Here is a 12247-nt window from a genome sequence, read left to right on the forward strand (position 1 = left end):
TTTCCGCATGGTACTACCGCGCTACACTCACACCCATGATGAAGCGCCTCACCCTCGCCGCCACCCTCGCAACCTCCCTCGCTCTCACCGCATGCGTGACCGGGGACGAAGCAGAAGAACAAGGTGCCACCGGCGAAGACATCGAGGTAACCACCCCAGCCGAAGAAGACGAGGAGCGCTTCGAAGTCGACGAGGTAGACCCGAAAGTAACGGACGAGACCACCGGCGAGCGCGTCGAAGACCCCGCCATGGACCTGAGCTACAAATGGCAGGGCACCGAGTACTCACCCAACGGCTCCGTTGTGGTCGTGGCCGTGACCAACGAATCGGATGCGCCCATGCCCGCCGACACCCTCAGCGTGAAACTGCGCTACAACGACGGCAACTCCATGCAGGATGCGCGCTTCAACCCGGACGCGGAAGCCGCCGGCATCGACATGGTTGGGGTGGACCACCCGCTCGGCCCCGGTGCGACCACGAACGCGAAGTACCCCTTCGACGTGTCCACGGGCAACCTGTGGGACGCGGAGTTCACCATCGGCAACGTCACCTTCAAAGGCAATTTGAACAACTAGAAGCAGCCGCGCAGGTAGCCGAGAGGGTCGTGGGTTTCGCCCTCCCCGACACGCCATGCTTGTCGACGCCTCCGGTACACCTCCCAGCCCACCTCACCACCACGGGCAAAGCCGAGCAGCCAATCATTGAGCTCGGTGCCGGGGCGGAAGAGCGCGGCGAGCTCACTCGAGTGCGTGCCGGCGGGAAACTCCGCCTGCCAGACGTTGCCCGGGGCGTGCTCGCAAGCCTCGTCCACCCAGCGTCGAATCAGCGCGTCCGAGTTGAACTGCCCAGCCACCGGCCTGCCCGCCGCCTTGACCGCCGCAACGTACTCGCCCGCAGTGCCCTTCTTCAGCCCCATACGGCGACCGGCGGAGCGCACAAACGCGCCGCCTAGCCCCGCCCGGTCCAGCGCGGCACCGTGATTGATGAACTCGTCGCGCGTAGAGGTGACCACCAGGTCCACCTGCGCCAGCTCCGTGCCGTCGAACGGGTGCGGCCCCACCGCGCAGTCCGTGATGTACTGCGTGCGGAAACGCTGGTATCCGCGCTCCATCTTCTGCGGGTTGTCGCGGTACAGCGCGTTGAGCGCATCACGGGTCAGCGGGGTAGACAGCGCCGCTCGCGCCGCCCACTTCCGCGCAGAAAACGGCCTGCGGGGAAACGCCGGCGAGAGCGCGAGCGCGCGGCGGAACTCGCCCTTGTAATGGTCGCGCCGGGCAAGCCACAACGCGATGCCCGCGCCAGCAGACTGGCCCACCACCGTCACGTTCGTCGGATCGCCACCGAACGACTCAACGTTGCGCTGCAGCCACGCAAGCGCCTCCGCACAATCCGCCACGCCCCGGAAATGCCCCGGCGCATCCGTGTGCAACGGCAGAAAACCCGGAAACTTCAACCGGTAACCCACCCTCACCAGCACCACACCGGCGCGCGCGAACGCCTCCGGGTGCATAAAGGTCTCAGTATGGTCACCGACCTCGTAGCGGCCGCCGTGGATCCACACCACCACCGGCAGGTCATCCCCTGGGCGCGCGCCGTCCGGAGTGGTCACGGAAAGGGAGGCGGTGCCGGGTTGGGGCCGGGTGGCGTCGATAAGCAAGCCCTGCTCGACCCGCAACGGGTCGTCGAACGCGCCCACGATGCGGGAGTAGGGGACCGACTCAAACCAGCGCGCACCATCGCGGGTCACGCCCACGACGGTACCGGCGGGGCAGGTGACTTCCGTGTGCATGCCTTGAAGCGTATCCACATAGAATGGCGCGCATGAAAAACCCGTTGCTCGAGCCGTCCACACTGCCGTACAACCTGCCGGATTTCCAGGCGATTCGGCTCGACCACGTCGAGGAAGCATTCGAGCAAGCGCTACACAACCACGCCGCCGAAATCGCAGACATCACCACCGCCGAAACCCCCACCTGGGAAAATACCGTCGAAGCCTTCGAGCTCGCGGGCGCGGACCTCGACCGGGTGATTGCCTGGTTCTTCAACCTCCAATCCACCGACGGTAACGCCGACTTCGACGCCGTGGCCGACCGCATAGTGCCCCGCCTGTCCGCACACGTCGACTCCATCTACCAAAACGGGGAGCTCTACCAACGGCTACGCGCCGTACGTGTGCCCGCCGACGAAGCCTCCCGCCGCCTCCACGCCGAACTGCTGCGCCGCTTCACCCGCCGCGGCGCCGAACTCGACGCCACCGGCAAAACCCGCCTCCAGGACATCAACCGGCGCCTTTCCGAGCTGTCCGAACGCTTCGGCCGCAACCTGCTCGCCGACACACGCGGACTCGCCGTCACCTTCACCCGCGACGAACTCGCCGGACTCTCCGAGGAGCAACTCGCCGCCTACGAACGCGACGGCGCATACGTTATCCCCATCGAACTGCCCACCACACAGACACTCCAAGCCGAGCTCGACGTCGCGCAATCGCGGCGCAAGCTTTTCGACGCCTCCCGGTCCCGCGGCGCCCACACCAACACCGACGTCGTCCTAGAAACCGTGAAGCTGCGCCAAGAACGCGCCCGCCTGCTCGGCTTCGACACCCACGCCGACTTCGTCATCGCCGAAGAAACCGCCAGGACGGCCGCCGCCGCACGCGGACTCATCGCCGACCTCGCGCCAGCCGCCGCCGCAAACGCCGAAGCGGAACGCAAACTCGCCAGCGAACTCGCAGGCGAAGAACTCGACGGCGCCGACTGGCCGTACTGGCAAGCCAAACGCCGCGAACAAGAACTCGGCTTCGACGAAACCGAACTGCGCAAATACTTCCCCCTCGAGCAAGTGCTTATCGACGGCGCCTTCCACGCCGCCAACCTCCTCTACGGCATCACCGTGACCAAACGCGACGACCTCAACGGCTACCGCGACGACGTTGACGTCTGGGAGATCAAAGACGAAGACGGCACCGGACTTGGCCTCCTACTCACCGACTACAACGCCCGCGAATCCAAACGCGGCGGCGCGTGGATGAGCTCGTTTGTGGAGCAGTCGCACCTGGCGGGCACAAAACCCGTAGTCACCAACGTGATGTCCGTGACCTCGCCGTTACTCACTATCGACGAGGTAACCACCGTCTTCCACGAGTTCGGTCACGCCCTTCACGGGCTGCTCTCGGATGTGCGGTACCCCTCGCATTCCGGCACGAACGTCCCGCGCGACTGGGTGGAGTTTCCCTCGCAGATCAACGAGAACTACGCCTTCGCCCCGGAGATCGTGCGCAACTACGCCCGTCACGTGGACACCGGCGAGGTGATCCCCGATGAGCTCTTGCGTGCCATGAACGAGGCGCGCCAATTCGGCCAGGGCTTCGACACCGCCGAGTACCTCGCCGCTTCCGCGATCGATCTGGCGTGGCACTCTTTGGAGGGGGACTTGCCCGAGGACATTGCCGCCTTCGAGCAAGAGGTTCTCGGCGATTACGGCCTAGACGTCGACGGCCTGGAGCCGCGGTATCGATCCACCTGGTTCAACCACATTTTCGGAGGTGGCTACTCGGCGGGCTACTACTCCTACCTGTGGGCGGAGGCGCTCGACGCGGACGGGTTCTCGCTGGTGGAGGCTGAGGGCATCAACCGCGCGACGGGGCAGAAGTTCCGCGACGCGATTCTGTCGCAGGGCTCGTCGCGCGATTATGCCGCGGCGTACCGGGCGTTCCGCGGCCGAGGCAAGGACGTGCGCCCGTTGCTGGAGCGTCGCGGTCTCGCCGGCGCCGCAGCACCCGATACTGCCGCGCCCGGCACCATCGCATCTGGCGAAGAGGCGTAGCGCCCGTGTCCATCTTCGACCTGAGCCCCTGGCTGCAAGTCCCGCTGATCCTGGCCGCGGCGGTGCCTGTCGGTGGGCTACTCGCGTGGGGATTACTCCGGGTGATCGACTGGGTGGCGGCGAGAACCTCGAACACGTCCGATGCGGTGGACGCAACGATGTGAACCGGTGCTCCGCTACGTCTCGGAGCCCGTTTCCGGCCGGCGAGGGCAAAGCGCTAGGCTTGTGTGCCATGGCCAATCCAGAGGAGCTGCGTAAGCAGGATCAACGCTTGCCGAAGCAGCAGCGCAAGTATCCGCAGTCGCGGGTAACGCAGGTGATGTGGCTGCTCATCGCGCTGGTGATCGTCGCTGCTGTCATCGGCGCGCTGTAACCGCCCGCGTCCTGCGCGACGGGGATCTTTTCGTGCGCGGCTCGGTGCTCTTGTTTTAGGCGCAGGGCTCCTCGACGCAGGGTTTTCAGGCGCTGGGTTTCTAGGCGCTGGGTTTTTAGGCGTTGGTGAGGATGTGTGCGGCGCCGTAGGGGTGGGTGGTGTTTGGTACGGGTGTGCCGTTGGGCGATACCCAGCAGGTGGTGCCGTTTACCCGTTGCATTCCGCCGCGGCGGTTGTTGTGTGCGGGGTTGTCGTGGTTGATGCGGTTGTGGTAGCTGCACAGCATGGCCAGGTTCGACATGTTGGTTTCGCCACCTTGGGAGTATGCGGTGACGTGGTGGACTTGGCAGTACTCGGAGGCGTGTTTGCAGCCCGGCCACGGGCACACCGTGTGGGTCATTTTCGCGAGTGTGCGCTGCTTGTCGTTGGCGTAGCGGGCGCTGCGGTACAGGTTGACTGCGCCTTCGTGGGGGTGGAACAGTGCCACTTCGGAAAGTTCGGGGCGCATGGCGAGGTATTCGGCTCCGGTGATGGTGGTGCCGTCGGAAAGCCCAAGCACGACCTCGTCGCCGTCGCTGGCCATGATGCGCATGTGTTGTTCCAGGGTCACCACCACAATGGGCCGCGGTTGTGCGTGGGCGATACCGCCGCCGTCTTTGCGGATGAGTTTCAAAAAGCGGCGCAGCATTTGCGGCCCTGCGGGTTTTGTCGTGTCGATGTCTTGGCGCAGGTAGTGCTCCAAGTCGGCGAGGTCGCGTTCGTCGGCGGTGAGAAACAGCGAGCGCAGCCCGTTGGAGGATTGGGTCAGCCGCAGCGATTTGGTGCGGTGGAATTTCTTCTCCGGCACGACCTTTGCGATGCGGGTTTCCAGCTGGCGGTAGGTGGCGGGCTCGGCGAGGAGTTCGAGGCGTAGGTTCCAGCGCGCGACGCGGTCTTTGATGTGGGCGATGCGGCGCTCGATGAGCCGGAGTTGGTCGAGGCTGAACGCGCTTTGCGCGGCGAGGCGGCGGGCTTCGGTGGCTTTGTAGGCGAAGCGTTTTTCGCCGTAGTAGGTGTCGTGGAGTTTTTGCCACTGGGTGGCAACGGCCGGGTCGAACCCGGCGGCGAGTGCTGTGGGCCGGTCGAACCCGTCGAGGGCGTCGATGGTGGGCCCGGTTTTAAGGTAGCGGTCGAATCCTGTCATAGCCCGGCACGCTAAACTCACACGCAAGCGTCGTAAAGCCCTGCCTGCGAAAACTGTGGATAACTTTGTCCAGCCACCCCAGTTATCCACAGTTCGCTCTAGGGGCGTTGCGAAGCCTCCGCGATACGCGTAAACAGTGGAAGTTTCGCAAGCTTTTCGACGGTCACGGGGTCACCGGAGGCGTCGCAAAGCGGAATGCACCAGTTGGAGTACTGCTCGGAGTTCGTGCCGGGCTGGTTCTGGATGCGGGTGTCGCCCACCATGTCCACCAGGTTCGTGCAGGTCATCGCCGACGGGGTGGATGCGATGAAGCGAGTCAGGCCTTCGAGCAGTGCTTCGGTGTCCTCGTAGTCGCCGAGCGAGCGGTCGGTGAAGTCGAGCGATGCAAGCGCGGTGCCGTCGAACGCGCCTTCCGCCTGCGCGACGGCGAGCACTTGGGAGATCCACACCGCGTCGGCGGCGTTGAGCTCGTCCAGAGTTTCCTCCACCAGGCCAAGCTCGTGGCGCAGCTCGTTGTGCGCGCCATTGACGTACCCGGCGGTGGGCGGCAGGTCGTGCGTGCCGATCGCAGTCAGCGAGAGGTTGCGGTACTGCTGCGCCGGTCGTGGCGCCTGCTCCGGCGGCACCGACTCGAACCACAGCACGGTGGTGCCCAAAATGCCCTTGTCGCGCAGCACGTCTTGGACCCACGGCTCGAAGGTGCCCAGGTCCTCGCCAACCACTACTGCGCCGGCGCGTTCCGCCTCGAGCGCCAGGATGCCCACCATGGCCTCGTGGTCGTAGTTCATGTACGCGCCGTAGAGCGGTGAATCCATCCGGGGCACCCAGTACAGGCGGAAGAGCCCCAGGATGTGGTCGACGCGGATGCCGCCGGAGTGGCGCAGCACGGTGCGCAAAAGGTCGCGCCACGGCGCGTAGCCTTCCGCGGCGAGGCCGAACGGGTTCCACGGCGGCTGCGACCAGTCCTGGCCCTGCTGCGAGTACTGGTCCGGCGGCGCTCCCACGGATGCGTCCGGCACCAGCACGGAACCGAGAGTCGCGGCATCAGCGCCACCAGGGTGAATGCCCACCGCGAGGTCCGTCATAATCCCGATAGACATGCCTGCGTCCACCGCGGCCTCCTGCGCGACGCGGCGTTGCTCGTCGGCAATGAACTGCAGCCATATGTAGTACTGCACGAGCTCTTCGATGTCGTCGCCGGCGTCGTGGCGCGGGGCGCCTTCGTGCTCCGACTCGGCGGCTTGGGCGGCGCACCAGTGGGCGAACTCGCGCAGGCCCTCGCCCTCCGCTTCGGCGAAGGTGAAGAAGTCGTCGCGGCGGGCCTCGTTGGCCATGGAGAGGTGGAACAGTTCGCGCAGCGCCGCCAGCTTGGCCGCGAAGACGCGGTCGCGCTGCAGCGGCTCCGCGGAGCGGTTCAGCGCTTTGAGCGGGGCGGCGAACTCTTCCATTTCGGCGCGCGAGCGGGCGTCGAGCGCGGCGTATTCCGGCACAGCCTCCACGGAGATGTAGATGGGGTTCACGAAGCGCCTCGAGGTGGGCAGGTACGGCGAATCCTCCACCGGCGGCACCGGTTCGGCGGCGTGCACGGGGTTGATCAGCAGGTAGTCGGCCCCCACGGCGCCGACTTCGCGCGCGAGCGCGGCCAGGTCGGCGAAGTCGCCGACGCCCCAGGACTGCTCGGAGCGCACGGAGTACAGCTGCGCCATCACGCCCCATACAGGCTTGGCTACCACGTCCGTGGTGGTGGAGACCGTTGCCGGTACGACGATCAGCGGGCAGGTCTCGTTCAAGTTGTCGGACTCGAGGTGCAGCTCGTGGTAGCCGCAGGGCAGGTCGCCGAGCACGTGGTAGGTTGCCTCGCCCCAGGCCACGCCGTCGTCGGCGACGAATGGTGGCGCCCAGTTCTCGTCCTGCCAGGCGTCGCGCGAGGAGCCGTCTTCGAGCGCGATCCACACGTGCGACCAGTGCCCGTCGTGGACGTGCACGTTGAAGTGCTTTTCCTGGCCTTGCTCCGCCACCACGCACAAAGGTAACGGACGTGTCGCCCAGTAGGCGTGGCGGGCGGCGAGGTGGAATTCGAGTTCTTCGTCCGAAGGATCGTCGTCAAGCGCGACGCCCATTGCCCGCAACAATTTCACGAAGCTTTCGGCGGGCGGCTCGGTGATGAGCCCGTTGGAGGCGCGGTAGGAGGTGCCGAAGCCGTAGGACTCGGCGAGTGCATGCAGGAGTTCCACGTTTGTCACAAAAGAGCATTGTGCCAAAGACGTCACGTCGGCGCGCGGGGTAGGGTTGGCTTCTATGCCGTCGAAAGGATTCACCACAGAGCTTGGGTTCACTATCGCCGAAGATGACAACTGTCTGCGCCGTCTTATCAGGTTGTGCGAGGAGAATCCGCACATCGTGCTGTTTTCGCGCCCGCGGAATTACGAGTGGGTGAACGTTACGGCCGGGGAGTTCCTCGCCGAGGTGTATGACGTGGCGAAGGGCCTGGTTGCGGCGGGTGTTGAGCCGGGGGATCGCGTGGCGATTTTGTCGAATACGCGCTACGAGTGGCAGTTGGTTGATTTCGCGATTTGGGCGGCCGGCGCGGCGAGCGTGCCGATTTACCCGACGAGTTCGATGCACCAGATCCAGTGGATTTTGGAGGATTCGGGGGCGAAGGTCGCGTTCACCGAGACGCGTGATCACACGGAGCTGATGAGCCCGTTCCTGCCGGGCGGTGGCTTCGATTCGTCGGCGCAGCTCGAGCGCATTTACGAGTTCAATGCGGCGGGTGCGGAGACCATCAAGTTCGAGGGGCGCAGTGTCCCGCAGGAGCTTATCGACGAGCGCTGCGACGCAATCACGCATTCCCATTTGGGCTCGATCGTGTACACCTCGGGCACCACCGGTCGGCCGAAGGGCGTGGAGCTCACGCACGGCAACTGGGCGTACCAGTGCTACGCGCTGCTGGAGAACGAGATCGGGCGCGTGGCGTTCCCGGGTCAGCGCATCATCGTGTTTTTGCCGCTGGCTCACGTGTTGCAGCGCGCGGTGGCGATTGCGTCGACCATCGTCGGTTCCACCCAGTCGCACTGGGCGGATACGTCCACGCTGACGGTGCAGCTGCAGCGTTTCCGCCCGAACCTGGTGCTGGGTGTGCCGCGCGTGTTTGAGAAGGTGCGCGACGGTGCCTACAACAAGGCGGCGGACGGCTCGGCGGTGGGCAAACGCGTCTTCCTCGAGGCGGAGAAGGCCGCCATTGAGTACTCGAAGGCGCTGGATACTCCTGATGGCCCGACGCGGGTGCAGAAGGCGAAGGTGAAGCTGTACGACAAGCTGGTGTACTCGAAGATCAAGGAGGCGGTGGGCGGTTCTGCTTGGTACGGCATCACTGGCGGGTCGGCGATGTCGTCGGATTTGAGCCACTTTTACCGCGGAATGGGCCTGCCGATCTACGAGGGGTACGGGCTGACCGAGACCTGCGCGGCGTGCTGCGTGAATAACGCCAACGCGAACCGGATCGGCACGGTGGGGCGGCCGGTGAACGGTTACTCGGTGCGTATTAACGACGACGGCGAGATCGAATTCAAGGGCCCCGGCGTGTTTGAGAAGTACTGGGGCAACCCGGAGGCTACGGCGGACGCGTTCGACGACGGCTGGTTCAACTCAGGCGATTTGGGCGAGGTGGACGAGGACGGTTTCGTGCGCATCACGGGCCGCAAGAAGGACCTCATCGTCACCGCAGGCGGCAAGAATGTTTCGCCGGGGCCGATGGAGGAAATCATCCGCCAGGACCCGCTGATTTCGAACGCACTCGTGGTCGGCGACGGCAAGCCGTTCATCGGCGTGTTGGTCACGCTGGACGAGGAGGAGCTGAAGCGCTGGAAGGCGAACCACAACATCCCGCAGCAGCGCAAGACCTCCGAGCTGGCGCAGGACCCGGCGCTGCGCGCGGAGGTGCAGGACGCGATCAACATGGCGAACGCGACCGTCTCACGCGCGGAGGCGATTAAGAAGTTCCGCATCCTGGACCGTGACCTGTCTGAGCAGCATGACGAGATGACGCCGACGATGAAGGTGAAGCGCAATGTGGTCTTCCAGCGCTTCCAAGAGGACATCGACAAGCTGTACCAGCGTTAAACTCCGGCGCGCCTTCCCGGTGCCGCGGGGAGGGTGGCCTAGCATCGGCGGGGAGTTTCAAAAGTTCCTGTGATGCAAGGGGGTGCCGCGTGCACAAAACAGCTGCTGTGCTGCGGCACCGTGAGCTCACACAGGAGATTTACAACATCGGCGACGAGGTCGCGGAGTACATCGAGCACGCCGCCGAGGCGATCGCTGATTACGACGGCGAGCTGACCGAAGATTGCCTCGCGGAGTTCGTGGAGATCGTCGACGATGCCCGCCAGGATGCCCGCCGCGTCGTCGCGGAGCTGATCGGTTTGCGCCAGGCACTCACCTCGGGGCGCGCCGCGGGGGTGCTGTCGGCTTCAGCGCGGCCCGAGGAGCGCATTCCGGAGCCTGAGCTTCTCGACGCCTCCGGGTTAGAAGACCTCTTCCCCCTCCAAGCGCCATTTTCCGTGCAGACGATGCACGACGCACTCACCGGCCGCACCGACCTTGTGGTGCAGCACCTGGGCGAGGTGGTCAGTTACACCCTGGAGCAGACCGATATGGTGGCGCGCGAGCTGGGCGTGGTGAGCCTGCCGCACCTCTACGCCCGAGTGGGCGAGATCGTCGAAGATGCCGTCATGGGCTGGGTGGAAACCGTATGCATCGATCACCCGGCGTTCGTGCGCACGATGCGTGGGTCGAACCCGCCGGAATTCTTGGACGAGCGCGCACGCATTGACCGCGTGGTGGCGAAGGTGGCGGCGAAGCGCTCCCGCCGCGGCGCATAAGGCGGGGGTGCATCGCGATGACTGACCAGTTCGGCGTATACATCCACGTCCCGTTTTGTTCCACGAGGTGCGGGTATTGCGATTTCAACACGTACACGCCGACGGAGGTGGATGCCTCCCACGCGAGCTACCTTGACGCGCTGGAGAGGGAGCTTGAGTTGGCGGCGGCCAAGGGTTTGCCGGTGGCGGACACTGTGTTTATTGGAGGCGGCACTCCGAGTCTTCTGGGGGCTGAGGGACTGGGGCGCATTCTTACTGCGGTGCGTAACACGTTCGGGCTGCGGGCGGGGGCGGAGGTGACTACGGAGTCGAATCCGGAGTCCACTAGCCCCGGGTACTTCGAGGGCTTGCTGGGCCATGGGTTCACTCGGGTGTCGTTGGGCATGCAGTCCGCTTCTACGCCAGTGTTGAAGGTGTTGGACCGGCAGCACACGCCGGGGCGTGCGGTGGCGGCGGCCTCGGAGGCGCTTGCCGCTGGCTTTGAGCACGTGAACCTCGACATGATCTACGGCACGCCGACGGAAACTGACGACGATGTGCGCAAAACCCTCGACGCTATCCTCACCACAGGCGTGGACCACGTGAGCGCGTACAGCCTCATCGTCGCCGACGGGACGCGGATGGCCCGCCAGGTGCGCACCGGCGAGCTGCCCGCGCCCAGCGAGGACGCCTATGCGGACCGTTACGAGCTCATCGCCGACACGCTGGAGGGCGCGGGCTACGAGTGGTACGAGGTGTCCAACTGGGCGAAGCCGGGCGGGCAGTGCCGCCACAACCTCATCTATTGGCGCGGCGCGCGCTGGTGGGGCCCGGGGGGTCGTCGATAAGCATGTGCGTGCTGGGCTGCTGCAAGATGGCGAGCGGCTGCGCGTGACGGACAAGGGCCGTTTGCTGGCGGACGGGATTATTACGGATATCCTGGCTGCCGAGTAGGTGCACAACCAGGCCGCGGAAGGGGGCCGGAAGGAGGCAAGCATGGCTGCAGCGGACGAACGCAGGCAGGCGGTGCTGCGCGCGATTGTGGCCGACTACATCGCGAGCCAGGAACCGGTGGGCTCGAAGGCGCTGGTGGAGCGTCACAAGCTGGGGGTGAGCTCCGCGACGATCCGCAACGACATGGCGGTGCTGGAGCAGCAGGGCTACATCTCGCAGACGCACGCCTCCTCTGGCCGCATCCCCACCGAGGCGGGCTACCGCGCCTTCGTCGACGCGCTGAACGATGTGAAGCCGCTGAGCCAGGTGGAGCGCCACGCCATCCTGGAATTTTTGGAGTCCGGCGTGGACATGGAGGATGTGCTGCGCCGCTCCGTGCAGCTTCTCGCGCAGCTGACGAATCAGGCGGCGATGGTGCAGCTGCCCACCTTGAGCGTCTCGCGGGTGAAGCATTGCGAGGTGGTGTCACTGAGCCCCACGCGCCTGCTGCTTGTGCTGATCACCGACACCGGCAGGGTGGATCAGCGCAACGTGGACCTCGCAGCACCGATCGGCGATGACGGGGTGCGGCTGGTGCGCGATTTGCTTAACGACGTGCTGGTGGGCAAAACCATGCAGGACGCCAGCGATTCGCTGCGCAGTCTGACCACCAGGGCGATGGACAACGTCCAGGACGCCGTGGAGCGCGCCAGCGAGGTGTTGATCTCCACGCTGGTGGAAACCGCGCCGGACCGGCTTATCGTCGCGGGTTCTGCGAACCTCACCGCCGGCGGCAGCTTGCAATCGGTCATTGATGCGCTTGAGCACCAGGTGGTGGTGCTCAAGCTGCTCGCGGGCGCGCAGGAGCTGGAGCACATTTCCGTGCGCATCGGCAGCGAGAACGAGAACGAGGAATTATCTCGCGCCAGCATTGTTACAACAGCATATGGCCCAGGTGATGAGGCGCTTGGCGGTCTCGGGGTGGTCGGCCCGACGCACATGGACTACCCCGGTACCATGCAAAAGGTTGCCACCGTGGCCCGCTACATCAGCCGCATCCTGCGGGGCGAGTAAGGG

10 protein-coding genes and 1 pseudogene are annotated in these 12247 nt (G+C 65.3%); 8 read left to right on the forward strand and 3 right to left on the reverse strand.

Features of this window, described 5'->3' with window-relative positions; translation table 11 throughout:
- Positions 1 to 35: 35 nt before the first annotated feature.
- Positions 36 to 575, forward strand: coding sequence for a hypothetical protein (locus HWX32_RS02785; protein WP_254868237.1), 540 nt, complete (start codon positions 36 to 38; stop codon positions 573 to 575).
- On the opposite strand, the gene HWX32_RS02790 is transcribed toward HWX32_RS02785, so the two are convergent.
- Positions 572 to 1789, reverse strand: a complete 1218-nt coding sequence (locus HWX32_RS02790; RefSeq protein ID WP_075469512.1) for a carboxylesterase family protein — start codon at positions 1787 to 1789, stop codon at positions 572 to 574. The genes HWX32_RS02785 and HWX32_RS02790 overlap by 4 nt on opposite strands.
- Before the next feature lie 23 nt (positions 1790 to 1812).
- Between HWX32_RS02790 and HWX32_RS02795 the strand changes: the two genes are divergently transcribed.
- From HWX32_RS02795 to HWX32_RS02805, 3 genes are all read left to right on the forward strand, one after another.
- Entirely contained in the window at positions 1813 to 3822 is a 2010-nt protein-coding gene (locus tag HWX32_RS02795; RefSeq protein ID WP_175934632.1) for a M3 family metallopeptidase, read from the forward strand.
- Positions 3823 to 3827: 5 nt separating this feature from the next.
- A complete protein-coding gene (locus tag HWX32_RS02800) occupies positions 3828 to 3986 on the forward strand; it encodes a hypothetical protein (RefSeq protein ID WP_175934237.1) in 159 nt (52 codons plus the stop codon).
- 68 nt (positions 3987 to 4054) lie between these two features.
- A complete protein-coding gene (locus HWX32_RS02805) occupies positions 4055 to 4195 on the forward strand; it encodes a hypothetical protein (protein ID WP_165603628.1) in 141 nt (46 codons plus the stop codon).
- Positions 4196 to 4310: 115 nt separating this feature from the next.
- Here HWX32_RS02805 and HWX32_RS02810 read toward each other — a convergent pair whose 3' ends face one another.
- Positions 4311 to 5378, reverse strand: a complete 1068-nt coding sequence (locus tag HWX32_RS02810; protein ID WP_175934633.1) for an HNH endonuclease signature motif containing protein — start codon at positions 5376 to 5378, stop codon at positions 4311 to 4313.
- Positions 5379 to 5476: 98 nt separating this feature from the next.
- Complete coding sequence (gene malQ / locus HWX32_RS02815) at positions 5477 to 7621, reverse strand: 4-alpha-glucanotransferase (protein ID WP_175934634.1); 2145 nt, start codon at positions 7619 to 7621, stop codon at positions 5477 to 5479.
- A 55-nt stretch (positions 7622 to 7676) separates the two neighbouring features.
- Here malQ and HWX32_RS02820 point away from each other — a divergent pair, with 55 nt between their 5' ends.
- From HWX32_RS02820 to hrcA, 4 genes and pseudogenes are all read left to right on the forward strand, one after another.
- Positions 7677 to 9500, forward strand: coding sequence for a long-chain fatty acid--CoA ligase (locus HWX32_RS02820; protein WP_175934635.1), 1824 nt, complete (start codon positions 7677 to 7679; stop codon positions 9498 to 9500).
- 89 nt (positions 9501 to 9589) lie between these two features.
- Positions 9590 to 10258 (forward strand): hypothetical protein, encoded by a 669-nt coding sequence (locus tag HWX32_RS02825; protein ID WP_075468856.1) that lies wholly within the window; start codon positions 9590 to 9592, stop codon positions 10256 to 10258.
- A gap of 17 nt (positions 10259 to 10275) precedes the next feature.
- A pseudogene (gene hemW, locus HWX32_RS02830) lies at positions 10276 to 11191 on the forward strand (radical SAM family heme chaperone HemW).
- Between the two features lie 42 nt (positions 11192 to 11233).
- The gene (gene hrcA / locus HWX32_RS02835; protein WP_075468854.1) at positions 11234 to 12244 is read left to right on the forward strand and encodes a heat-inducible transcriptional repressor HrcA; all 1011 of its coding nucleotides are present in this window, start codon (positions 11234 to 11236) and stop codon (positions 12242 to 12244) included.
- Positions 12245 to 12247: the final 3 nt, after the last annotated feature.

Source organism: Corynebacterium sp. Marseille-P4321, from assembly GCF_903645305.1.
Classification (GTDB): domain Bacteria; phylum Actinomycetota; class Actinomycetes; order Mycobacteriales; family Mycobacteriaceae; genus Corynebacterium.